The sequence below is a fragment of the Dyella acidisoli genome (assembly GCF_030160295.1).
In the GTDB taxonomy this organism is placed as follows: domain Bacteria; phylum Pseudomonadota; class Gammaproteobacteria; order Xanthomonadales; family Rhodanobacteraceae; genus Dyella_B; species Dyella_B acidisoli.
The window spans coordinates 67,011-90,227 of sequence record NZ_BSOB01000046.1; the positions used below are offsets into that span (position 1 = coordinate 67,011).

The window sequence follows — 23,217 nt, forward strand, 5'->3', positions numbered from 1 at the left end:
GTGAACATTCTTCACACGAACTACACTGAACTTATGTGAAAAAAACGCATTGAAAGGGGGCGCTCAGGGGGCGCTATCGCGAAGGGGTCAACATTGCACGAGGCGGCGACACGTTCGCCGGCGATGCTTTAGTTCTTGGTTTTTCCCAGTCGAAATAATTCATTGCAGACCAGCATGTGGGGCTGACGGTTTTCCTTCCAACGAGGGGGGTAAATTGGACGCAGTAACGCGCTATCTGTCCGCTAAAAGCAGTGCCATCACGCGATTCATATTTGAGCACATCGTGCTGGTACTCATGGTGCTTGTGGTCACCGCAACCGGGGTGGCCTTCTGGTACATGAGCCATCTTCAGGATCGGCTGGTTGCAACCCTCGCCCAGCAAGGGGCGCAGCTTCAGAGCAGGACGATGTCGGAAATGCGCGCGCTCTACACGTCAAACGTCGTGGAGCGAGTGCGAACGCACGGCATCGAAGTAACCCCCGACTATCGCAAGAAAGACGCCGCCATTCCCTTGCCGGCGACATTCACCATCGAGCTCGGTCAGCAACTCGGTGCCAGCGGCTCGGGTTTGAAAGTGCGCCTCTACAGCGCTTACCCCTTTCCTTGGCGCAAGGATGGTGGCCCTCACGACGACTTCGAACGTGAGGCACTCGCCTCACTGCAGAAGAACCCAGATCAACCACTCGGCCGCTTTGAGACGTATCAGGGTCAATACGTGTTTCGGTACGCCGTGGCGGATCGCATGCTGCCGCAATGCATCGACTGCCACAACTCCCGTCCAGACAGCCCAAAGAAAGATTGGAAGGTGGGCGACGTGCGTGGCGTACTCGAAGTCATTCGCCCGGTCTCTGCGCTGGCCACGGCTTCCCGACAGTCGCTGCAGCAAGCATTCGGGTCGCTATCGTTTGTTGCGCTTTCCGGGCTCGCCGCCATCGGTCTGGTGCTCGGCAAGCAGCGCCGCCATGCCCGCGGGCTTGCCGAAGAGATCAACGAACGACGGCGCGTCGAAGCCAATCTGATCGAGAGTACAGCGCGCTTTTCGGCCATGAACGAAGCTTCTCCGTTGGGCACCTTTGTGACCGACCCAAATGGGTTATGCCTGCGCGTCAATCAAATGTATCAGGAGATCACCGGCTATTCCGATGAGGATATGCGCGGCAAGTCGTGGAATTTCGGGATTCATCCGGGCGATCAGGCACGTGTGCTCGACGCGTGGAACGACATGGTGAAGAAGAACAGCAACTTTACCGTCGATTGCCACCTCCTTCGCCATGACGGTTCGACCACATGGATAAGCTGCAAAGCCGCCGCCATGCGCAACGGTGAACAGCTGCTCGGCTACGTCGGCACGCTCGAGGACATCAGCGAACGCAAGCAAGTCGAACGCATGAAGAACGAATTTATTTCCACCGTAAGCCATGAGCTGCGAACACCGCTCACATCCATCATGGGATCGCTCGGCCTGCTCGCAGGAGGTGTAGGCGGCGCACTTTCCGATCAAACCAGAGCATTGGTCGATCTGGCGAGCAAGAATAGCGAGCGGTTGGTGCGATTGATCAACGACATTCTCGACATTGAGAAGATCGAAGCGGGACATATGCAATTCGACTTGAGGCCGCATGAGCTGCAGCCGCTGATCGAGCAGGCCATCGCTGTCAATCGTGCGTATGCAGTGCAGCTTGGCGTAACGTTCAAGCTGACTGCATCCCTGCCTGGTGTGTGGGTACGCGTCGATGCGGATCGCCTGATGCAGGTCATGACCAACCTGATGGGCAATGCTGCCAAGTTCTCTCCGCAAGGCGCCAGCGTGGACCTTGAGATCACTCGCCGCGGAGATCTGATTCGCGTATCAGTGAGCGACAAGGGGCCAGGCATCCCTGAATCGTTCCGGCACAAGGTATTCGAGAAGTTCTCTCAGGCGGATTCCTCGGATACACGCCCGAAGGGTGGAACAGGTCTCGGCTTGTCTATTTCCAAGGCCATCATGGAAGCCATGGGCGGCAGTATCGGGTTCGATACCAAGGAGGGAGACGGCACTACGTTCCACTTTGATTTGCCCGAGTGGACCGAGACCCATCCAACCGCCGCTCCCGAAGTTTTGAAGGCGGCGCCACACCGTCAACGAATTCTCGTCTGCGAAGACGATCGCGACGTCTCCACCTTGCTCTGCATGATGCTTGAGCAAGCCGGTTATGAGGTGGTACCCGCCTATGACGGCGCCATGGTTCGTCGATTGCTGGCTGAAGAAAGTTTTTCTGCAATGACGCTGGATGTGCAGATGCCCGGCCTCGACGGCAGGGCTTTTCTGCACGAGATGCGGGATAGCCCAACGCTCAAGGATCTTTGTGTCGTGGTTGTTTCCGGACACCTGCGCAACTTCCCCCGCGTCAACGAAGGTGATGGCCTTGGCGTCATCGATTGGATTTCCAAGCCGATCGACCAGGGGCGCTTGCTCAATGCGGTTCGCAGCGGCATCGCCAGCAACGCGGATGGAAAGAGCCGCGTGCTGCATGTCGAAGACGATCCAGACTTGCGCCAGATTGTCGCTTCGCTGTGCGCCGATATCGCCGATTTCAACAGCGCAGCCACCTTCCAGGAAGCGACCGTGCTGCTGTCGACCGCTCAGTACGATCTGGTGGTGCTAGACCTCACACTGCCCGACCGCTCAGGTTGGGATTTGATTCCCTTCATTGAGCAACTGGTGCCCCGACCGCCCGTATTGGTTTTCTCTGCGAGTGAGTTGTCCGTTGCCGAATCCGGTCGTGTCGCCGCGGCCATGGTGAAATCGCATGTAACGAATCCCGAATTGCTGGATGCCATCCAGTCCCTTACCCACAAGATCTAGAGAGGGAGACAAGACGTGGTCGTCAAATCCCTGGAACGTATCCTATACGTAGAGGATGAGCCCGACATCCGGGCCGTGGCTCGCCTTGCACTTGAGGCTGTGGGAGGTTTCAACGTTTGCATCTGTGACTCGGGGAAGGCGGCACTCGACGCCGTGCAGGTTTTCAACCCCGACCTGATTTTGCTGGATGTGATGATGCCTGGTATGGACGGCCCGTCCACGCTCAGCGCGTTGCGCGAATTACCCGACCTGCAAGAAACCCCGATCGTGTTCATGACTGCAAAGGTGCAGGCAAACGAAGTGGCGCGCTACCGTCAACAGGGGGCGATTGACGTGATTGCCAAGCCTTTCGATCCCATGACGCTGTCCAGCACGGTGCGTGATATCTGGAACAGACATCATGGTTGAGACATCGCCATGAAAGACTCCCCGGATATTGCGGAACAACTGCGTCTGCTTCGGGAGAATTACGCGCAACAGCTACCTGCCAAACTCGCCCAGATGGAAGACGCATTTCGTCAGTGCGACAACATGGTCGAGCTGCCGAATCTACGTCACCTCGCGCATAGCCTGGCCGGATCCGGAGCCACGTTTGGCTACCCTGCCCTCTCCGTTGCTGCGCGACAGCTCGAAACGCTTGTGGATAGCGCGCTGTGTGATGGGCGGCCACTCACTCCCAAGGAAAGCGATACCGCTGCACGATTAATCAAAACGCTGGGCCGGGAAGCACACAACCCTATCGTGCCTGCTCCCGCTCCTGCGCTGCCTGCGAGCAACCTGCCGGAAACGGAAAGAAAGCTCATCTATCTGGTGGAGGATGACGCATCACTGGCGACCGACCTCATGCTGCAGCTTGGCCATTTCGGCTACATCGTCAAAAGCTTCGAGACGCCAAAACAACTGCTAGAAACACCAGTCGATCCAACATTGGCCGCTGTGCTGATGGATATTGTGTTTCCGCAAGGCGATCTCGCCGGACCCGAGGCCATCATCCAGCTTGCGGTAGCCAAGCAACTCCGTACGCCCGTTATCTTCTTCTCCTCTCGCAACGATCTCACAGCAAGACTCGCCGCTGCTCGCGCGGGAGGCGCAGCCTATCTGGTGAAACCGGTAGATGTTGGCGAACTGATATCCAGGCTCGACAGTCTAGTCACGGACTTGCCGCCGGAGCCTTATCGCGTATTGATTGTCGACGACAACAGTCCGCTGGCCAGTCACAACGCTGTCACGCTGCAGTCGGTTGGCATCAGCACCGACATCGTGACGGACCCCATGACCATCCTCGCGCACTTGGATGATTTCAAACCGGACCTTGTGCTGATGGATATGTATATGCCCGGATGCACCGGCGCGGAACTCGCCGCCGTGATCCGTCAATTGGAAAACTACGTGCTGGTACCGATTGTGTACCTGTCGACGGAGACCGATACCGACCGCCGATTGATCGCCATGCAGCTGGGGGCGGACGACTTTCTCACCAAACCCATCACACCGGAACATCTGATTTCCGCCGTCTCTACTCGCCTGCGGCGCTACCGCGTACTGCGTTCCCATATCGAACAGGACAGCCTTACCGGCCTTCTCAACCACGCCGCAACCAAAGACCGCCTGACCACGGAAACGGCGAGAGCCGCACGACAGCAGGGTGTCTTCTGTTTAGCCGTGCTCGATCTGGATCACTTCAAAAACGTCAACGACACCTATGGTCATTTGATCGGCGACAGCGTATTGAAAAATCTTGCTGAGCTGCTCAAGCGACGCCTGCGGCGAACCGATATCGTTGGCCGCATCGGCGGCGAAGAGTTTGTGGTGATCCTGCCGGATACCGACGCAAAACAAGCCATTCAATTGCTGAACGAGTTACGCGAGGCGTTCTCCTTGGTGCGCCAGCGCGCCAGCCGTGATCTCACTTTCACCACAACCTTCAGCTGTGGTATCGCGGAGTACCAGCTAGGTGCCAACGCGAACGATACTCACCTGCTCGCGGATCAAGCGCTCTATCAAGCCAAGCAGGCTGGTCGCAACAGGGTGATATTGGCGAACTCCGACGAGCGGAAAGGCGACGGAAGCGGAGCATTCCACGCGTTATGAAGCGCGCATGGATTCTCTTAGACTTATGGCCTTCCCAGGGAGCAGGTTGATTACCTTTCAGGTAATTGGCTCGTTGCACGCACGCCTATAAGGTGCCTCTACCGCCATCGATTTCGATGCGCGTATTTAGCGAGGAACCTCCATGCAAGCCTTCCCTATCCGTACGATCGAATCCGCACCGGCCCAGTCCAAAGCCTCTCTTGAAGCACTACAGAACGCGTTTGGCATCATCCCAAATATTGCGGGTGCCATGGCAACCTCTCCCGTCCTGATCAACAGCCTGGTTGGACTTTTTGGCAACGTTCATGGCGGCAGCTTTTCCGAAGAGCAGATTCAAATCGTCCTGCTTACCAATGCCGTAACCAATGCGTGCCCCTGGGCTGTGGCATTCCATTCCTTCTTAGCCGTGAAAGAAGGCGTTGACGTGGCAGATGTCGATGCCATTCGCGAGTACCGAACTCCTCAAGGGGCGAAGAACTGCGCCCTCTCCACATTGGCACGGACACTTATCGAGAACCGCGGGCATCTCGACGATCACGATGCATTGGCATTCCTCAATGCCGGTTTCGATGAGCATCATCTTCTGGAAGTGGTCGCCATCGTCGCGGCATCTACCATCACCAACTACACAGGCAATGTCACCCATCCCCCGCTGGAGGCAGCATTCCAGGCATACCGTTGGCATGCACCAGGAGCTTGATCGTTATGCCCTGACAAATAACCTCTTGAAGCCGCCAAGCCGCAGAATGGTGGGTACATGTCACGGGTGGGGCAACCATAGCGAATATGGCGCACTGGACCTGCTCAGGAGAGTCAAATGGGTACCGTTCCTTCGGATCACACACATCCGTCCAATGATTTGGGCGTATTGCTGCGACATTGGCGAGAAGTACGTGGCGCCAGCCAGTTGGGGCTGGCGCTCGAAGCCGGCATTTCACAGCGACACCTGAGCTTTATCGAAAGCGGTCGCAGTGTGCCAAGTCGCCAGGCATTGACGAGCATCGTCCAGTCGCTGGATGTTCCCTTGCGCGAACGAAACGCAGTCTTCCTGGCAGCAGGCTACGCACCGGTCTACTCGGAGGTTCCTTGGAATGCCAAAGAGATGCAGAGCATTACGCGAGCCCTTGATCGCATGCTTCGCCAGCACAATCCATTTCCCGCCATCGTGATGGATCGCTATTGGAATGTGTTGACCACCAACGCATCGTCTCCCCGCTTTTTTGGGTCGTTTATCGACATCGCGGCGCGTAAGGAACCACGGAATATGCTGCATCTCCTTTTCGATCCCGATGGTATGCGGCCATTCGTCGTGGATTGGGAAACGGTTGCTCGAAGCCTTATCCAGCGTGTCTATCGCGAAACGATAGGGCGTGTCCTGGACGAACGAAGCAGCAGCTTGCTCGATGAACTATTTGCTTACCCCGGCGTTGATGCGTCGTGGCGATTACGAGGATCAGTCGGATCTGCACCGAATCTACCGATGATCCCGATGAGCTTTAAAAAGCACGGCAAGATCCTGAGCTATTTTTCCATGGTGACCAGTGTGGGGGCGCCACAAAGTGTTGCCGCTCAGGAGCTTCGCATCGAATGCATGTTTCCTGCGGATGAAGAGACAGAGGCGCTTCATGAAACATGGATGTCTGGTGGCCAGAGATTGGCCTGAACGTATCTGCATGCATTGAAAATGCCGTGCCCGTCGTCAACGGTTATGGCTAATCAGAAATGCAAGATGACATCGATCAAACCTACGACCTGATAATCGCGTTTACCTTTGTCGTAGGCAGCTTCGTCATACGAATGGTCGTAGCGCAGCTCCGGCCTGATTTCGAGGTCCTGGGATACCCAGTGCGTGAGTCCCAGCGTGTGTTCGCTGTAGCGAGTAGCGTAACCCGTGCGCTGCCCCTTTTCGTCGTTGTAGAACTCATTGCGAAACGACACCATGTTGCGGGTGTCCAGCTCAAAGTTCATATAGTTGACGACACCAAACTCACCAGCCTTGCCCGGTAGAGGTGACGACCCCGCCACACCCGGTGTGCCACCCGGGCCGTAGCCAGGAATGCCGCGGGCAAACATCTCATAGGCCTCCGTAAGGATGTGGAAGCGCTGACTGAAACGGTGGCCCCATGTCATGGCATACATCTGGAGGTTATCGTAGTTGTAGTTGCTGCCGTTCACGCTGTTGATGCATGGGTAGAGCATGTCATCGTTGCTGGCCGATACCCAGCGTACGCACGCTTGAAACGTGGGTCGTGCACTGTGATTCCAGACGGCGGTGTCGTCGCTGCCATGGATACCGACCTGCAAGGTCCACTGCGCACTGAGGCGCGTCGTCGTCAGCACGCCCATCTGCGTGTACGGATCAGCCGTATAGAGAATCGAATGGGTTACCAGGTAGTTGTTCGGCGAGAACTGCGCTTCGATGTCCGGCAGCGACAACCAGCGGCCGACCCTGACCACCATGCCTTCAGCAACCCATGGCACGTAGATATCCGCGTAGAACAGCATGGGATCAACACCATAGACGTGGCCTGGAAGTTGCGTATATGGCGACGAATTGTTCAGTAGCTGATTGCTAAATATCCCTTTCATCGTTGTGAAATGGTAGTCGTAGCCGTACAGCACGGATACGTCGAAACCCCAGTCAAGATGATCGGTCTGCACCGTGTCTACAATCCGCTGGATGTTTAAGACAGCTTGGTCGAATTCGACGCGATTGGGACGTACCTGATACGAAAGCGGATAGTTGGTGAAATTCGAGCTACTGATGTTTCCCGACACGTTCAGCCAGCCGAACATCTCAATGCGCTGCTTCTGCATCCATTGACCAAGCATCGTGCACCCAAGCGCCTTTTCAAGCGGATACTGCGAATTTTCATCGGGTGCGCCGATGGGAAAGCTGACACCGCCAAGCTGCCATTCGGCCGATGGGAAGGCGGGCGAATCCAAGGGAGTGCTCATACCCCTTCGCACTGGCGCGGGGCTATTCGAATCGGATGGTTGCGCGTCTTCACGATAGGCTGCGCCGAGGCGTTTGAAAAAGTTTTGTGCGCAATCGCTGCTTTTCGCAGAAGCGGGCGTTGCCTGTCCGGTGTCGAGGGCACCGCCCCATTCAAATGCCCCGCCTGACGATCCTGTTGAAGCACCGGGCGCCGCTGCATAAGCGCCCGACACAGCCCCAAGGCCCATCATTGCCATGATCAGCATCGCCCAACGCATCGCCGCTCCCGTCCCAGATATATATCCTCGACGCTCGTCGCGATGATGCCATAGCGCGACGACAAATTCGGGACGCGCCGCCAGACGTTTTTCAAATCGCCAACGCAGCGTAAAAACCTATTTTGCGTTTTCACACAGCCTTTGCGGAAACCTATAGCCGCTGCCTACTCAGGAAATCCAAAACAAGCGCTGCGATTTCGTCAACTTTTTCGTCCCACGGAAAATGGCCTGCGTTGAGCAAATGGATCTCGGCATCCGGCAGGTCATGTTTATACGCTTCACCGCCTGCAGCGATAAACGATGGATCATTTTTGCCCCAGACCACCAGTGTTGGCGGCTTGTGTTGGCGAAGCCACGCTTGCCACGCCGGATAAGCAGCAACATTGGTGCGATAGTCGTAAAGCAGATCGCCTTGGATCTCGCGTTGCCCGGGGCTTGACAGATGCGCGTATTCGTCCGTCCAGGTGTCCGGGTTGTAGCGTTCCGGGCGAGTCGTTCCGAGTGTGTGGCGCTTCTCGGTCGCTTCGAACGAGATAAAGGCGTCCAAGACCTCCGGATGTGCCTTGGGGTCCTCCCAATAGTGCGCGATCACGCTCCACTTCTTGCCGAGGCCTTCCTGATACGCGTTGGCGTTGGAGATGATCAAGGCCTGTACCCGTTGGGGATGCGCAAGCATGATCCGAAAACCGACCGGACCACCGTAATCGTGCATATACAGCGTGTATCGATTCACACCGAGCTGCTCGAGCAGGTCGTTGGTCGTTTTCGCCAGATGATCGAACGTGTAGGCGTACGTGGCCGGAGTGGGCGTGTCGCTTTGGCCGAAGCTCGGATAATCCGGCGCAATTAAATGAAAGCGCGTGGCAAGCAGCGGAATAAGGGCGTCGAATTGCCGCGACGATGATGGAAAGCCATGCAACAGCACGATGGTCGGCGCGTCCTTCGGGCCAGCCTCACGATAAAAGATGCCAACGCCGTCGACCGTTGCGCGGTGGTAGGTGGTCGTGGCGGAGGTCGAAGTGAGAGAGGCTGCATGCGCCGAGGCTCCCAGCACCATACTCGCAACCAAGAAGGATAGACTTTTCTTCATCTGCATTCTCCGACGGCATCAACCGATGCGCTGTAAGGTGCCACATGTCCGCAACCCAAAGCAGCTCTTTCATTTAGTCGTCATCGCCATAACCATCCGTTGCGGAACATCGAGCCGATGTTGACCGCGCTCACTGTGCCGACTGCCTAGATATGCCGATCGTCGCGCTAGCAACATGCATAGACATCGCCGACCATAACGGCATGCGCTCAAGCCTCAAACATCTGATCCTTGTGGTAGGACTCCTGGCCTTCGGGACGAGCTCGTTAGCGCGTGCCGGCGTGCCGGATGCGCGTTTCCTCGACGTGCTCGACATGCATGGGATGCCCGCCTCGCCAACGGATCGAAGCTTCAATATTTTTTTCGACGCTGGCGCATGGCATGGCTACAGCCTGCCTCCTATGGGCGACGACGACACGGGTTTTGTCGGGCCCTTCGTGCATAGCCTCGGCGATGGTCGGTGGGTAGGGCAGCGATTCGCACGCGTGGTACTGCAGGAGGCGGGAAATCATCAAAACATCATGGTTGTGCCGACTGAAAGCCACGCCGGTCCGGGTTATCTGGTTCGCCGCTTTTCGTCCCCTCTTGTCAGCGTAGACCAGACTCTTTTCTTCGCCAATTCATCGCATGCCGTGGCGCGCATCGAGCTCAGGGCGACGCGAGCACTGGACGTCAACGTGACCTTGGCCGGCCAGGTCATGCCCAATGAGGCGCACGGCCTTGCCATTCGTGGCGGCGCCGTGGTGCAGACGTTCGAGCATTCGCCGTCGATTCTGACTACGACCTTGCAGGGAGACGGCGTTCTTGCCCAGCACAGTACAGTGACTGGGGCGGCATACTGGATTGGCGTGAACCAGCCATTGCATCTGGCGCCTCATCAAACGACCGTGCTCTACGTCGACCAGGTGCTCACATACGATCCGCAAACCGATACGCCACAGGCGATGGGTGATGAGGCGGCTTGGATGCGCAATCGCCAACGCTGGGCTGGTTACCTCGCATCGATCGCACGGAGCCATCTGGCTGGATTGCCTGATGAGGTGGCGCAGCGCGTGGCGGCCAAGGCGATCGTCACGTTACTCGGCAATTGGCGCGCCGCGCGTGGTGATTTGCATCACGACGGGGTCATCCCGTCCTACTCCAATCCCGACTTCAACGGCTTCTGGGCTTGGGATTCGTGGAAGCATGCGGTTGCGCTGGCGTTATTCGCGCCTGACTTGGCGCGCGATCAGATGCGTGCAATGTTCGACTATCAGGCTGCCGATGGCATGGTCCCTGACTGTGTCTACTTGGACAAGGCGAACAACAATTGGCGCGACACCAAACCGCCTTTGGCGACCTGGGCCACGTTGGCCATCTATCGTGCCACGGGCGACAAAGCGTTTCTCACTGAGATGTACGACAAGCTGGTGCGCTATCACCGCTGGTGGTTCGGTGCACGCGACCACGACCATAACGGACTGGCCGAGTATGGATCCACGGATGGCACTGCTATTGCAGCCAAGTGGGAAAGCGGCATGGACAATGCGGTCCGCTTTGACACGGTGACCATGCTCAAGAATGGCGAGGGTGCATGGTCGATGGGTCAGGAGTCGGTCGATCTCAACGCTTATCTTTACAAGGAAAAGATCGATCTCGCGACGATCGCCAAGGTACTCGGCAAGAGCGCCGATGCTCGTCAGTGGCTGAAAGAAGCCGCGTCGATGCACGAGGCCATCCAGGCGCGGATGTATGACCGTCAACATGGCTACTTTTTCGATGTCAGATTGGGTAGCGACGATCGTGTAACCGTCTATGGCTCGGAAGGCTGGGCACCGCTATGGGCAAACATCGCCAATCCGGAACAGGCCGCACGCGTGGTCGGGATCATGCTCGATCCACACAAGTTTGCGACCTACATGCCTTTTCCAACGTTGGCAAAGGACGATCCGCACTTCTCGCCTGTTACGGGATACTGGCGTGGGCCTGTGTGGCTGGATCAGGCTTATTTTGGTGTGGAAGCACTTCGCCACTACGGTTATGCCACGCAGGCCAACGCCATGGCGCGCCGCCTGGTGTTGAACGCTAAAGGCCTGACTGGGCAAGCGCCAATGTATGAAAACTATGACCCGTTGACCGGCCAGGGCTACCAGTCAGCCAACTTCAGCTGGGCCGCAGCCAGTTACGTGTTGCTACTCCAACATCGAGAGTGAACCAACGTTTGCGTTCGCTCTTGTCACTCGGCTTGTTAATGCCGAACGATTTCACCAATGTTTTGCGTTGAGCAGTTGAAGTCGCAGTCGAAAGCGGGCGAAGCCCGCTTGTGAACATCGCGTTGATGGAAGGGTTAGGCCTCGGATTCGTGGCAAACCACTTCGATGTTGTGCCCGTCCGGACCAATGACGAAAGCTGCGTAGTATTTCCCGCTATAGTTCGGGCGCAGACCAGGCGCACCATTGTCGTCGCCACCCGCATCCAGCGCCGCGTTATAGAAAGCTTCGACTTGCTGGCGATTCTTGGCCACGAACGCCAAGTGAAGATGGGCCGGTTTCTCGTCGGTTTGGAACATGCACAATGAAACCTTACCGTCTGAGCTAAGCTCGATACCGTGCCGCCCCTCTTGGACGACCGCTATACCGAGCGGTTCCAGTGCCTTGAGGAAGAACGCTTTGCTCGCTGCATAATCGCTAACTCCGAATACGACGTGGTCAAACATGAGGCCTCCTGAAAGTGTGGTGGCTACGCATCGACGGACGCGCTCCTTTCGTCGCCGGGGCGCCAACGAGCTCTTTCTATGTGAGGGTAGCTACGACCCAGAATCGTTACAACGACGTCTGCTTCCCTCAAAAATGGACATACCAGGGGCTATGCATGTTCTTCGACGAATCTGACATACCGTCCGAGATAACTTTGGATAAGCCACCGCCAGTCCCTATCAGCCCCCATTCGTCCCTGAGCCATGTCAATCCATCCCAATTCACCTAGCTCAGTACCCCCTGATAAGGGACTATTTTGGTTCAACAATCCTGGGGAACTTCATCGTGCATAGCCGCGATCTGCTCAAGACTCCAATGGCCGCTTCTCGCTCGCAACTGAGCACCATGCCAGTGCTCGTCATTGCCCTGCTCTTCGGTGCAGTCCACATGTTGACCAACGGGCAGTACGGGTTTCATCGGGACGAATGGCAGTTCCTAAGCGATGCGCAGCATCTGGATTGGGGCTTTGTGCCTTACCCACCGCTGACCGCTGCACTGGAACATCTGGGCCTCAAGATGTTTGGTCTGTCGCTCGTGGGATTGCGACTGTTTTCGGTGCTCGCGCAAGTTCTGGTGATTTTCGCGAGCGGCCTTATGGCACGCGATCTGGGGGGCGGTCGACTGGCGCAGACCTTTACGGCCATCGCGGTCGCGCTGTCGCCATTGCCGATGTTCGAGGCGACGGAATTCCAGTACTCCTCATTTGATCTGCTGTGGTGGGTGCTGATCGCCTGGTGTGTGATTCGTTTGATGCGTGACGATGAGCCACGCTGGTGGGTGGCGATTGGCTTACTCGCCGGCCTTGGCCTGCAAACCAAGTATTCGATGGCATTCGAACTCGCTGGCGTACTGGTGGGGGTGCTGCTCACCGACGCACGGCGATATGTCACGACTGGCTGGTTCTGGGCTGGCGGCGCCATCGCGCTACTCCTGTTTGCCCCCAACCTCGTTTGGCTCGTCAGGCACGACTTCGTTTCCTACCACTTTCTGCAAGCGATCCACGCACGCGATGTACATCAGGGACGTGCGGATGGCTTTCTGCGCGATCAGTTCCTGTTGAATGCAAACCTGTTCGCCGCGCCAGTATGGCTGGCAGGTTTGTTCGCCTACTGCAAGGACCGCCGCTATCGCATGCTTGCCTGGATGTATGGGGTACCGCTGCTGCTGTTCCTGTTTGCGCAGGGACGCTTCTATTACATCTGTGGTACCTACCCGATGCTTCTGGCCATGGGGGCCGTCATGGGAGAGCGATGGTTAAGCACCATGCGCCCCGCATGGCGTGCTGGGATTATCACACTGATGTTTATGGGTGTCTTCGCCACAGGCATCTATGCGGCGCTTAACATCGTACCCATCGCATCAAGCGGTCCGCTGCGAGACTTTGCGCTACGGAACAATGGTGACCTCCGCGAAGAAATCGGCTGGAACGAACTCGTCACGCACGTGGTTGCCATTCGTGATGCCCTGCCTGCCGAACAGCAAGCCAGCCTGGGCATTGCCGTGGGGAACTATGGCGAGTATGGCGCTATCGCCCTGCTCGGCCCGCAGTATCACTTGCCCATGCCGATCACCACCGTCAACTCCGGATGGCTACGCGGCTACCCGCAGACGCCACTCACCACATTTATCGTGCTGGGAAATTCGCAGGAGCGCGTCGACAAGCTCTTCATCGATTGCCGCCTCGCTGGTCATTCAACCAACGCTTTGGGCGTAGTCAATGAGGAAAGCCGGGATCACCCCGATATCTTTGTGTGCGGCCCCACGCGTAAGCCACCCAGTGAGCTTTGGAAGCACGGGCCAGACTTTGGATAAGTTGCCGCAGGCGCCTGAAAGGATGCGAGCTGATTGCGTTGACCGGCTATGGTGACGGCTTTAGTCATCATCGACGACGTGAAGACTTGTGCATTCGCTGCGTCGCGTTGACCAACGCTTGCACGAAGTGCGCAGCAGGCTCGGGTACAGAAGCGGTTGCCAGCGTAGCCGCGCTCCAGGTTCTCCGTAACCCTTCGGGCATAAATCGCGTGTATCTGATCTTCTTGCGCAAAGCCGTCGTGCTGACTACCCAGTTGGGCACAATGCCTACACCCATCCCTTCTGAAGCAAAGGCAATGATGGGATCCGTCCATTGAATTTCAGTCAATCGGCCGAGCCGTCCGCGCACCGGCGATAACAGCGAATCCAGGCTTCCTGCGTGATCTCGCGGAGTGCTGTAGACAAACACTTGCTCGCCGATGAGATCTTCGGGCGTCACGCATTGCCTTTTGGCGAATCGGTGCGACGCAGCACAGATAACCACCAATTCGTCGTCAAAGAGTTTTTTGATCACCAGCCTCGGATCGCGCACCTGTCCATTTAGTACACCGACGTCGATTCTCCCTTCCAGTAACGCACGCTCTGGCTCGTGCGTTGCATCGCTGATGATCTTTAGCTCCACATGACGGTGAGCGCGATGAAACCCCGCCATCACGCTCGGTAACCAGTGCAACGCCGTATAGCACTGGATACCGAGGCGCAACTCGCAGGACACGCCACGCGCATTCTGTCGAAGGCGTTCCTCCAGGTGCTGCATCCCGGCCAACAACCCTTCCCCCATCTCGACTGCCAATTTGCCAGCTGCCGTTGGAACCATTCGCTTACCGATGCGGTGAAACAGCTGAACACCCAGATCGGCCTCGATGTTCGCCAGTTGCTGACTAAGCGCTGGCTGAGAGAGATAGAGCTCTCTTCCCGCCGCAGTGAGCCCGCCGCGTTCCGCCACAGCTCGAATCAGACGCAGATGCTTAAGATCCATACCGCTTCTACCCACGAACCATAAGAGAACCGAATCATTTTATGAAAAATATTCGATTGGACAAATGAATGGTCGAAAACTAGCTTAAAAGCACGCCCCGCCTCGTCCGTAGGAGACATTGATGATACGCAGTGCTTTTTTGGCCGCTACATTGATGCTCACGTCAGGAGTCACAGCGACCGCGAACGGAGAGGAGGAGCCATCGGCAGCAGATCGCGAAGCCATCACCCAAACTGCGCTGAATTTCGAAGAGGGTTGGTATACGGCTGATGCCGATCGCATGGCGCTCGCCCTGCACCCTCAATTCCTCATGCGCCACGTTGGCGTTGACGAGCGCACTCACGCAAGTGTGCTAACGCAGAACATCAATGCCTCGGAGCTGATTGAACTAACAAGGAGCGGCAAAGGAAAAGTGCCTGCCGAACGGCAACGTCACGATGTCACCGTGCTCGACGTATTCAATAACGCCGCCACGGCAAAGATCATTGCCTGGTACGGTGTTGATTATCTTCAGTTGGTGCGGTGGAACGGACGCTGGGTAATCATGAGCGTCGTTTGGGGCAAGAATCCGGAATAGAAGAACGAACAACATTGCAAAGCACTCATCCGAGGCATGAGCAGGTCTCGTCACGCCTACCGAATCGACTGGTTTCGTAGATGTCAGCGCCAGAATTCGGTGAGCTGCTCGGCAAGGGCTCTGCCTTGGTTGTAACCGGCTTGAGCAGCGGGCCGACGCGTCGACAGGTCCATCACGTCGACACCGAACGCGTTGAGCGAGTCACCATCCGGGAAGATCGTCTCGACTCTGCTGCCGCCCGCGCGGAGTTCGTCGACCTGCGCTGCAAGGTGCATGCCCCACTCCAGCGGATGTCGTGATCTGCCACCAAAGGGCGACAGCACCAGCACCCGTGCGTATCCGGCTGCCAGATCGGCATTCTCGTTGCGTCGGTAGCCGCCGTTGATGTACCGGTTGTCGCCGATGCTGTAGGGAGGGACACCAAAGCCGTTGGATGTGCTGGCTGCGACGGCGTCCACGAGGTCGACTCCGCTGTGGCGGTCGAACACAACCGGTTCACCGGTATGGGCATCGACCGCCGTGATCAGCAACGCTCGTTCTGGCCAGCGCTGACTGGGCAGCCGAGCAGCGACGACAGCGCGCCACCGCGTTTGCCCGGAGCCATCCGACGCCGCGTCCATCTCGAGCGCCGCCGCCCCCATTCTGCGACGCATGTCAGCCGCATCCTCCGCGGCGGCGATGATTCGGCTCGTTATCTCCATATGGTTCGCCACCGGCCCAATGGGAACGCGTCCACCCTCAGGTCCGCTCAAGCCACTCCGTTGCGGGGATGCAGTGGAAAGGATGGCGGCAAGCAGTTCAGTCGGTGTCGCGCTGGTGATCTGCGCCGCGGCCGTCGATCCCGCCGACGTCCCGATGATCAGATCGGCCTCGGTCACATCCAACCCGACATCGAACAGACCGGCGACAACGCCGATCTCCCACGCATTGCCGGCCGATCCACCACCATGGAGGACCAAAGCTCGATCACGGCCAAACGTTCTATCCATTACCCCTCTCTAATCCTATTTGCAGTTTCAAAAAGGTCCGCTTCCGCAGTCGAAAGCGGACAGGATCCTTAGACGTTCCTACAGAGCAGGATCGCTGTAAAGGAAGACAGCAAAAACTCTACAAAACTTTAGAACGCGATTAGTCGATCGGTGCAACTCGTTGAGTGACGCAAATGTTTCGATGCTATTGGGCAGTATCGGAAGTGCATTCACATAAAATACACACGGCAACAAGTTACGCTTTAAAGCTTGCAAAGGGACAGGAGCACTGGATGCAGGTTCGTCCGTGGATGGCGGCGACCGCTCTTTGGGTGGCGGTGTGCGGCTGGTCTAATCCAGTCGAGTCTCGGGATCAGATTCATGAACTTCCGACACGGAGCAGCGAAGCATCAAGCTTTCGCTGTAGTGCACAAGCTTGCGCGATGCTGACAGAAAACACGTATCCCTTTCTTGTGATCGGGTTTTACCAAATCACAGCTACTGCTGAGCAAACTGTCGCCATGTACTTGGTTCTTGGCCATCTACTTGTTGACGCCGCACAAGAACAGCATTTTGGCGATGGCTGTGCATCGCCAACGGAGGGTGTCTTACAACACAGTCTGGTTGCTCAAGCAAAAGCAAATGCAGGCCGTGATGCTAGGCAAAACTCCGTTAGCGGTGACAGTACAGTGCTCGCCGCTAGGCCATCCGATAATGATACGCATGGACGTCGTGAAGGGCTTCAGAAAAGCTGAGCGGATCGCCTGGGCCTCGCATCATCTGACTGCCGGCAGCACCGTGGTCACCGGTGGTTTGGAGTGTTTCCTGGTGTGCTCGATATCAACTGCAACCACTATCGGCTAACAATCCCTGCTGCTCTGGGAGAAGTCCAGGTTGCTCTCTTTTTGTGAGCGCTAAAGAAGGGGAGATCACTGAATCACGCTGCATCGAGTCCGATATACCAGCGTTTGAACTAAGCATCGCATGGACGACGCTGATACGCAGCGAATATCCGAGCTCCCATAGCCAGAGGAAGCAGAATCTTGTCGAAGACCGCCGTTTTCATTTGGTTGTCGAATGTTTTGGCCGATACCAGTGGGCATATCGCATTTAAGCGTGCTGCAACAATCGAATCCGATGACGAGTGGCATCGCTGGAAGGCCATGCTCTCGTCTCCGCCCATCTGGATCGGCATCTTCTGCTTCGTTTTGGAGCTTTTCCTGTGGCTGGCACTGGTATCACTCGTACCACTGTCTCTGGCAGCCCTACTTGCCGCTTTCAATATCGCGTCAGTAGTGCTCGCAGCCAAGTGGGTTTATCGAGAAACCATCAGTCCAATACGGTTGGCTGGCATCGTTTGCATTGTGATAGGCGTGGCTTTGGGGAGTACCGGTCTATGAAGAGAAGAAGCTTTTACGCGGTGGGTTTTGGCCTGCTTGTTCTATTTGATACGTTGACGCTCATTTCCATAAAGCTTACGTCAAACGCCATGGGTGAATTTTCTACCCATTCGGCATGGCTGATGGCTGCGTTCCATACACCATGGTTCTACGCTGCGCTCGCCGGCTATCTAGGGTCGTTTGTGATCTGGATGACACTGCTGAAACATGCGCCTGTTGGTGCGGCATTTGCAGCATCTCATTTCGCGATCGTGCCCATTCTTATTGTGTCCGCCATGATTTTTGGGGAGCATTTGACAGGTGCACAGATATCAGGATCAATCTGTATAGTGCTAGGAATCGTGTTCCTGAGTCTAGGAGAATCCGCGTCATCGACGGCAAACGCCATATCGGCTAATGCGCGAAGCTTTCAAATAACGTGGGTTAATTCCGAAGCGGATATTCCACCCGAGTTGTGGGATCGACTTTTCCCCGAACCCTTTGAAGGGCGCTGGTGGTATCAAGCACTTGAGCAATGCGGCATCAGCGATCAATTTACCTTCTTCTATGCTTTGATAAGCGATCCTTCTGGACCAGTGGCACTCATGCCCGCTTTCTTGATGGATGTGCCGATACGGCTAGTACTTCCACCTTTCCTGATCCCAATTGTCAACTTGATTGGACGCATTGTTCCGTCTGTCCTTTACCAGCGCACGTTTTTCGTAGGATCGCCATGTAGTGATGAGGGTCGCGTTGGAGTGGTTGAGCACGCGAACCGACAAGAAGTGCTTAATTACGTGAATTCAGCCGTTCAACATAAGGCCGACCTGCTTAAGGTACCCATGCGGGTATGGAAAGACTTTCCACAGAGCTATGCCACAGAGCTGAGCAGCGTACCGGGAAACATGTTTCCAATGATCAGCTATCCGGGCACCTTGGTTTCACTCCCAAATGCTAACCGAGAAGCTTATCTGACTTCGCTAAAAAGCAGATATCGCCATGGCCTTAAGAAAAAATTGAAAAACTCTACGGCCATCTGCCTCGAAGCCGATATTCTTCAACGCCCTAACGGGCCGATCATGGATGAGATTTTCGAATTATTTTGGAAGACTTATGAAAAGGGGAAGACAAAATTCGAGAAGCTCAATCGCAGATTTTTCGATCTGATGGCAAGTCATCATCAATCCTATTTTGTTGTCCTGAGAGATCGCAACACCAACAAGATCGTCGCTTTCATGCTGTGTTTTCACATGGGAAAACATGCCATCAACAAATTTATCGGAATTGACTATTCGCAACCAAAGGAATGGTTCCTGTACTACCGACTGTGGGACGCCGCTGTCCAATTTGTCGCTTCGCTTGGGGGAGAGAGCATTCAAAGCGGACAAACTGGATATACGGCCAAGCTTAAGCTCGGGCACAAACTGGTCCCCCTATACAACTATGTCTCGCATAAGAATCCCATCGTTCATTGGATCTATTCCATAGTGGCGAGAAATATCAGCTGGGATACTCTGAATGAAGACTTGGCGCTTTATCTTCAGGCACATCCAGATGAAAAGGTTAGTTGCAGCGCCTGACGTTGGTACGGTTTTTCGACGCAAGTTAAGAATGGAGATAAGGTCGCTTCGCCGGTCTCGGAAGGGTCAACGGAGAAGCGATGAAGGTGAAGAAAAGAGCGTCAGAGTGAGCCACCCTTGATTTAACGGACGCCTAAAGGCAAGGACAGTCCTCGCACGGAGGTGTTCGATGAAAAAGCGCCAAAGGTTTGAGGCATCACTACCTCCTTTGGCCCAGTTGAGAGGGAGACTTGAAAAGCCTGTAAAACTAGGGTCTCCAAGGCACGCTACGGGTCGAAAACAGACAGTAGCTATCCACCACTACTGTTACTTAACCTAGTACCCGATACTGACTGCTCGCCCGTTCAAGCTGAGCCACAATAGCCCTGCGCAAGGCCTTTGGCCCCACAACTTCGACTTCCGGGGACAGGCGCAGCAGATGGCCTGCCGCCTGCTCAATAGATTCGACCGGGATGCGTAGCAGATGACGGCCATCACTTGCCGTGGATGGTTTGCGTCGATGTATAGCCTGCGCCACGGCAGCGTTCTGGTGTTTGAGTCTATTTAAGCCGATGTCGGTTGCGAGAACTTCGGCTTCACCGACGTAGAGCTCTCGCTCGAAACGGCGAACGGCCTCTTGCCAGTAACTGGCGAGATCGAAGGCCTTCGGCCGCTCGCAGGCTTCCTCCAATGGCTGCGCCATCAGGATATTGGATACGCGATACGTCCTTGGCTCACCTTTGGTCGCAGCCACGAGGTACCACGCTCCGGCCTTGAGAACGAGACCCAGGGGGCTGACGACCCTTTCTACTTGGCGCTGCCAGCTTTCGTAGCGAATGCTCAGTTTGTGCTCGCCCCACGCGGCTTCTGCAACCGTCAACAGAAACGGTACCGGCTCGCTTTCCCGGTACCATTCGACGGGATCGAGATGAAACCTGCCTTGCACTTTACGCGCCTCGCTACGCCAGGTTTCTGGCATGGCTGAAAGCAGCTTCAGCTGTGCACTCTGCACAGATTCGCCCATGCCGAGCGCATGGGCAGGTCCTACGGCGCCACTTAGGAAAACCGCCTGCGCCTCCGACGATGTGAGCCCAGTCAAACGCGTCTTCCACCCCGGCAGCAGCTTGAATCCACCCGTTCGACCGCGTTCTGCATAGATGGGCACGCCGGCGGCCGTCAACTGATCCACGTCGCGATGCAAGGTGCGCAGTGACACGCCGACGGCATCGGCCAGCTCACGGCCACTCATATGCCCCTGGGTTTCCAGCAGCATTTGAATAGAGAGAAGGCGGCTCGCTCGCATGACACACCGTGTGAGGACGATATATATGACATTAGATGACACATATTCTGGCGCATGCTTCCGACTTCCGCACACGTTGCCTCAAGCTGCTTTACGTCCCCTATGAATCAAGCCTCTCTCGAATCCGCGCCCGCTACCGAAGACTGCGAGATCGTCGAACTCCGGCAGTACACGCTGCATCCCGATCAGCGCGAGGTTCTTATCGAGCTCTTTGACCGGGAATTCCTGGAATCCCAGGAGGCCGTCGGCATGTGTGTTATCGGCCAGTTCCGGGATCTCGACGATCCCAATCGCTTCGTGTGGCTACGCGGCTTTGCCGACATGGAGAGCAGGCGAAAAGGACTCGAGGCCTTCTATTTCGGACCGGTCTGGGGGAAGCATCGGGACATAGCAAACGCGACGATGGTCGATTCCGATAATGTGCTTTTGCTCAAGCCGGCATGGAGCGGCTCCACCCTGAAGTCGACGCCCAACTCCCGGCCGCCCGTCGGGACGAGTACACCGGCCATGGGCCTTGTCGACATCGCGGTGTTCAACCTGAAAGAGCCCGCTGACATGGATCTGTTGGCGTTCGTCAGGAACTCGATGACGCAGTCTCTTTACGAAGCCGGAGCCCGGGAGGTTGCGTGGTACGTCACGGACACCAGCGAAAACACCTTCCCTCGGCTTCCCGTTCGCGAAGGCGAGCACGTCTTGGTGGGTGTGGTGGTATTCGATCACAAGGATCCGTTGGCGAACTTTTTAGCTTCAGGTGTCCGGCAGAAGTCGATGGCGACGACTCTCGCGCACTGGTTGGCCCAACCGTCACAGTTGCTGAAGCTTCAGCCTACGGAGCGGTCAGCCCTACACGCCTGATGACCTTTGCTGCTTTCGCCAACACCGCTTGAGCAGCTCAATAACGATCACGATGGTGACCGGCTCGGCCTCTCGCATGCTGCGATCGATTCATCAGCAGTGCGAACCGCTGGGGTGGGCGAGCAACTGGTGTTCTCCACGGATCGCGCGCAAATTCATGATGCGTTCTCGAAACTCGGCTGCTCTTTCGCCTGTTGAAACAACTTCAGACGTGAAGAGCAGCCCTTTTTAGCTTGTCTCTTAGACCTGCTCTGCGGTTGCGCCCATGGTATGCAACAGCTCATCGAGTCGTTCGAGGGTGGAGGCCAGGCCGTCCTTCAATCCCATGTCGATGGCCTTTTGCACATCATCAGCCGAGCTATACAGCACAACAGTCGTCACGAGTGTCCGCGCCTTCGCATCGGTGAAGGCAACGTCCCAACGTGCCCTAGGCATATCGGGATTCACAACTCCGGTTTCATCGCAAAAGCCATCTAGGGCCACGTAGCCATCGATCGGGCTTATCGACTGATAGTCCAGACGATTCCAAAAAGCTTGCCCGTCGGGTGTGATCATGGCGTAGTGCCAATAACCTCCTTCTTTGAACTCCATGTGCTTTGTCTTGGTAGTGAGGGGCTTCGGCGCGAACCATCGATCGAGCAATTCGCGCTTCGTATGGCAATCCCATACAAGTTGGCGCTCCGCAGCGAATTCCCTTTTCACGGTGATGCTGTTCTTTTCTTTATCAACGAGGAAATCGAATTGAAGTTCAGCTTTCACGGTCTTCTCCAGTCAGTGTTTCTAAAAGACTATCTAGATTCTGGTATCTACTTGCCCAGATCGCGCGCTGGTCTGCGAACCAGCGCTCGGCGGCTGCCAACTTCTTTCGTTCGAGCGTGCATGTCCGGATACGGCCACGCTTTCTGGATCGAATCAGCCCGGTGCTCTCCAGTACCCCCACGTGTTTCATGAAGGACGGAAGCGCCATATTGAACGGCTCTGCCAGTTCACCCACTGTTGCCGGCCCTCTGCTGAGCCGTTGAATAACGGCCCTACGCGTTGGGTCGGCGAGCGCGTGAAAGATCGAGTCCAACGCCATTGCATTGTTAGCCATACGGCTAACTATATATTCGGCAGTCTATGCCCGCAAGGGACTATCCTTGATTTGCTATCGTTCCCCTGTACGCGCAATTACAGAAAGAAGACCAAGCAAGTGGGTGCTCACCCAAACGATTTACTAGATGCCTTAGCCGTGATGGGTTAGTCGCGAATCAGATCCCAATCGCTTTGACGCGCCTGTTAGCCCGCTGACATTTCAGGTTTTTGTAAGGAGCGAGTCGCCTTTAGCTGAGGACGCACCAGCAAATAGAAGGCGACGCAGTGCGTGATCATAAGCACCGGCACGTAGATGATCGGGATCGCGTATAGAGCGCCCAACTCCTCCGCATGCGCAGGAAGGTCCACACGCACGGCGTGGTAATAGTCGATGAGGAGATCGGCTATACCTACGACATTGAAGGCGACGACAAACAGCCAAAAGAGCGGACGTATCCTCACCGCGAGTAATGCCAGGAGCGCTAGCACGCCTGTCGCAAAGTCGCCATACGCGGCAAACGTAGCGAAGCTGGCTGGCAGATTGGAACCCACAACACCCGGCAAGATAAACGCGAGCCCGAAGAAGCGGAAGCTGTGCACCGTGGCGATGACACGTTGCGCTTCGAACCGGTCCATCGATTTGAGCCTTGGCCAAACGTACACGCTAAAGCAGAGCAGCCACGCGACGTAACCCAAAATGAGATGCGACTGAAAGATTAACTGCGTTGACATAT

The 23,217-nt window shown here is 56.2% G+C and carries 21 protein-coding genes; 12 read left to right on the forward strand and 9 right to left on the reverse strand.

Annotated elements, in window-relative coordinates:
* Positions 1-214: 214 nt before the first annotated feature.
* The 5 genes from QQJ86_RS16525 (at position 215) to QQJ86_RS16545 (ending at position 6,599) form a co-directional block, all read left to right on the forward strand.
* Entirely contained in the window at positions 215-2,845 is a 2,631-nt protein-coding gene (locus tag QQJ86_RS16525) for a response regulator (protein WP_284322067.1), read from the forward strand.
* Positions 2,846-2,860: 15 nt separating this feature from the next.
* On the forward strand, positions 2,861-3,253 hold the full coding sequence (locus QQJ86_RS16530; protein ID WP_284322068.1) for a response regulator: 393 nt from the start codon (positions 2,861-2,863) through the stop codon (positions 3,251-3,253).
* Positions 3,254-3,262: 9 nt separating this feature from the next.
* Positions 3,263-4,936, forward strand: a complete 1,674-nt coding sequence (locus QQJ86_RS16535; protein WP_284322069.1) for a diguanylate cyclase — start codon at positions 3,263-3,265, stop codon at positions 4,934-4,936.
* Positions 4,937-5,078: 142 nt separating this feature from the next.
* Complete coding sequence (locus QQJ86_RS16540) at positions 5,079-5,636, forward strand: carboxymuconolactone decarboxylase family protein (protein WP_284322070.1); 558 nt, start codon at positions 5,079-5,081, stop codon at positions 5,634-5,636.
* Positions 5,637-5,804: 168 nt separating this feature from the next.
* Positions 5,805-6,599, forward strand: coding sequence for a helix-turn-helix domain-containing protein (locus tag QQJ86_RS16545; protein WP_284322072.1), 795 nt, complete (start codon positions 5,805-5,807; stop codon positions 6,597-6,599).
* Between the two features lie 53 nt (positions 6,600-6,652).
* On the opposite strand, the gene QQJ86_RS16550 is transcribed toward QQJ86_RS16545, so the two are convergent.
* Complete coding sequence (locus tag QQJ86_RS16550) at positions 6,653-7,894, reverse strand: outer membrane beta-barrel protein (RefSeq protein WP_284322073.1); 1,242 nt, start codon at positions 7,892-7,894, stop codon at positions 6,653-6,655.
* Between the two features lie 409 nt (positions 7,895-8,303).
* Entirely contained in the window at positions 8,304-9,242 is a 939-nt protein-coding gene (locus QQJ86_RS16555) for an alpha/beta fold hydrolase (protein WP_284322074.1), read from the reverse strand.
* A 203-nt stretch (positions 9,243-9,445) separates the two neighbouring features.
* On the opposite strand from QQJ86_RS16555, the gene QQJ86_RS16560 reads away from it, so the two are divergent.
* A complete protein-coding gene (locus QQJ86_RS16560; protein ID WP_284322075.1) occupies positions 9,446-11,434 on the forward strand; it encodes an MGH1-like glycoside hydrolase domain-containing protein in 1,989 nt (662 codons plus the stop codon).
* Positions 11,435-11,568: 134 nt separating this feature from the next.
* Here QQJ86_RS16560 and QQJ86_RS16565 read toward each other — a convergent pair whose 3' ends face one another.
* Positions 11,569-11,937 carry a VOC family protein gene (locus QQJ86_RS16565; RefSeq protein ID WP_284322076.1) on the reverse strand — a complete coding sequence of 123 codons (369 nt, stop codon included), beginning with the start codon at positions 11,935-11,937 and terminating at the stop codon, positions 11,569-11,571.
* Positions 11,938-12,262: 325 nt separating this feature from the next.
* On the opposite strand from QQJ86_RS16565, the gene QQJ86_RS16570 reads away from it, so the two are divergent.
* Positions 12,263-13,789 carry a glycosyltransferase family 39 protein gene (locus QQJ86_RS16570; RefSeq protein ID WP_284322077.1) on the forward strand — a complete coding sequence of 509 codons (1,527 nt, stop codon included), beginning with the start codon at positions 12,263-12,265 and terminating at the stop codon, positions 13,787-13,789.
* A gap of 67 nt (positions 13,790-13,856) precedes the next feature.
* Here the strand turns inward: QQJ86_RS16570 and QQJ86_RS16575 are convergent, their stop codons facing one another.
* Positions 13,857-14,768: a LysR family transcriptional regulator gene (locus QQJ86_RS16575; protein ID WP_284322078.1), complete on the reverse strand. Its 912-nt coding sequence runs from the start codon at positions 14,766-14,768 to the stop codon at positions 13,857-13,859.
* Between the two features lie 121 nt (positions 14,769-14,889).
* On the opposite strand from QQJ86_RS16575, the gene QQJ86_RS16580 reads away from it, so the two are divergent.
* Entirely contained in the window at positions 14,890-15,345 is a 456-nt protein-coding gene (locus QQJ86_RS16580) for a nuclear transport factor 2 family protein (protein ID WP_284322079.1), read from the forward strand.
* Positions 15,346-15,428: 83 nt separating this feature from the next.
* Here the strand turns inward: QQJ86_RS16580 and QQJ86_RS16585 are convergent, their stop codons facing one another.
* The gene (locus tag QQJ86_RS16585) at positions 15,429-16,334 is read right to left on the reverse strand and encodes a patatin-like phospholipase family protein (protein ID WP_284322080.1); all 906 of its coding nucleotides are present in this window, start codon (positions 16,332-16,334) and stop codon (positions 15,429-15,431) included.
* A gap of 272 nt (positions 16,335-16,606) precedes the next feature.
* On the opposite strand from QQJ86_RS16585, the gene QQJ86_RS16590 reads away from it, so the two are divergent.
* From QQJ86_RS16590 to QQJ86_RS16600, 3 genes are all read left to right on the forward strand, one after another.
* On the forward strand, positions 16,607-17,068 hold the full coding sequence (locus tag QQJ86_RS16590; RefSeq protein ID WP_284322081.1) for a hypothetical protein: 462 nt from the start codon (positions 16,607-16,609) through the stop codon (positions 17,066-17,068).
* 288 nt (positions 17,069-17,356) lie between these two features.
* On the forward strand, positions 17,357-17,713 hold the full coding sequence (locus QQJ86_RS16595) for an EamA family transporter (protein ID WP_284322082.1): 357 nt from the start codon (positions 17,357-17,359) through the stop codon (positions 17,711-17,713).
* Complete coding sequence (locus QQJ86_RS16600) at positions 17,710-19,272, forward strand: DMT family transporter (RefSeq protein WP_284322083.1); 1,563 nt, start codon at positions 17,710-17,712, stop codon at positions 19,270-19,272. The genes QQJ86_RS16595 and QQJ86_RS16600 overlap by 4 nt, the downstream gene beginning before the upstream one ends.
* Positions 19,273-19,582: 310 nt before the next feature.
* On the opposite strand, the gene QQJ86_RS16605 is transcribed toward QQJ86_RS16600, so the two are convergent.
* Complete coding sequence (locus QQJ86_RS16605; protein ID WP_284322084.1) at positions 19,583-20,554, reverse strand: helix-turn-helix transcriptional regulator; 972 nt, start codon at positions 20,552-20,554, stop codon at positions 19,583-19,585.
* A gap of 102 nt (positions 20,555-20,656) precedes the next feature.
* Between QQJ86_RS16605 and QQJ86_RS16610 the strand changes: the two genes are divergently transcribed.
* Positions 20,657-21,409, forward strand: a complete 753-nt coding sequence (locus tag QQJ86_RS16610; RefSeq protein WP_284322085.1) for an NIPSNAP family protein — start codon at positions 20,657-20,659, stop codon at positions 21,407-21,409.
* A 240-nt stretch (positions 21,410-21,649) separates the two neighbouring features.
* Here QQJ86_RS16610 and QQJ86_RS16615 read toward each other — a convergent pair whose 3' ends face one another.
* The 3 genes from QQJ86_RS16615 to QQJ86_RS16625 form a co-directional block, all read right to left on the reverse strand.
* A complete protein-coding gene (locus QQJ86_RS16615) occupies positions 21,650-22,168 on the reverse strand; it encodes an SRPBCC family protein (RefSeq protein ID WP_284322087.1) in 519 nt (172 codons plus the stop codon).
* Positions 22,158-22,502, reverse strand: a complete 345-nt coding sequence (locus tag QQJ86_RS16620) for an ArsR/SmtB family transcription factor (protein ID WP_345782823.1) — start codon at positions 22,500-22,502, stop codon at positions 22,158-22,160. The genes QQJ86_RS16615 and QQJ86_RS16620 overlap by 11 nt, the downstream gene beginning before the upstream one ends.
* Before the next feature lie 185 nt (positions 22,503-22,687).
* Positions 22,688-23,215, reverse strand: a complete 528-nt coding sequence (locus QQJ86_RS16625) for a hypothetical protein (protein ID WP_284322088.1) — start codon at positions 23,213-23,215, stop codon at positions 22,688-22,690.
* Positions 23,216-23,217: the final 2 nt, after the last annotated feature.

What these genes read in the sequence shown, in the direction of transcription:
- QQJ86_RS16535 (WP_284322069.1), top strand. Translation starts at nt 3,263, where the DNA reads ATGAAAGACTCCCCGGATATTGCGGAACAACTGCGTCTGCTTCGGGAG.
- QQJ86_RS16540 (WP_284322070.1), top strand. Translation starts at nt 5,079, where the DNA reads ATGCAAGCCTTCCCTATCCGTACGATCGAATCCGCACCGGCCCAGTCC.
- QQJ86_RS16550 (WP_284322073.1), bottom strand. Translation starts at nt 7,894, where the DNA reads ATGAGCACTCCCTTGGATTCGCCCGCCTTCCCATCGGCCGAATGGCAG.
- QQJ86_RS16555 (WP_284322074.1), bottom strand. Translation starts at nt 9,242, where the DNA reads ATGAAGAAAAGTCTATCCTTCTTGGTTGCGAGTATGGTGCTGGGAGCC.
- QQJ86_RS16560 (WP_284322075.1), top strand. Translation starts at nt 9,446, where the DNA reads ATGCGCTCAAGCCTCAAACATCTGATCCTTGTGGTAGGACTCCTGGCC.
- QQJ86_RS16565 (WP_284322076.1), bottom strand. Translation starts at nt 11,937, where the DNA reads ATGTTTGACCACGTCGTATTCGGAGTTAGCGATTATGCAGCGAGCAAA.
- QQJ86_RS16575 (WP_284322078.1), bottom strand. Translation starts at nt 14,768, where the DNA reads ATGGATCTTAAGCATCTGCGTCTGATTCGAGCTGTGGCGGAACGCGGC.
- QQJ86_RS16580 (WP_284322079.1), top strand. Translation starts at nt 14,890, where the DNA reads ATGATACGCAGTGCTTTTTTGGCCGCTACATTGATGCTCACGTCAGGA.
- QQJ86_RS16585 (WP_284322080.1), bottom strand. Translation starts at nt 16,334, where the DNA reads ATGGATAGAACGTTTGGCCGTGATCGAGCTTTGGTCCTCCATGGTGGT.
- QQJ86_RS16590 (WP_284322081.1), top strand. Translation starts at nt 16,607, where the DNA reads ATGCAGGTTCGTCCGTGGATGGCGGCGACCGCTCTTTGGGTGGCGGTG.
- QQJ86_RS16600 (WP_284322083.1), top strand. Translation starts at nt 17,710, where the DNA reads ATGAAGAGAAGAAGCTTTTACGCGGTGGGTTTTGGCCTGCTTGTTCTA.
- QQJ86_RS16605 (WP_284322084.1), bottom strand. Translation starts at nt 20,554, where the DNA reads ATGCGAGCGAGCCGCCTTCTCTCTATTCAAATGCTGCTGGAAACCCAG.
- QQJ86_RS16610 (WP_284322085.1), top strand. Translation starts at nt 20,657, where the DNA reads ATGAATCAAGCCTCTCTCGAATCCGCGCCCGCTACCGAAGACTGCGAG.
- QQJ86_RS16620 (WP_345782823.1), bottom strand. Translation starts at nt 22,502, where the DNA reads ATGGCTAACAATGCAATGGCGTTGGACTCGATCTTTCACGCGCTCGCC.
- QQJ86_RS16625 (WP_284322088.1), bottom strand. Translation starts at nt 23,215, where the DNA reads ATGTCAACGCAGTTAATCTTTCAGTCGCATCTCATTTTGGGTTACGTC.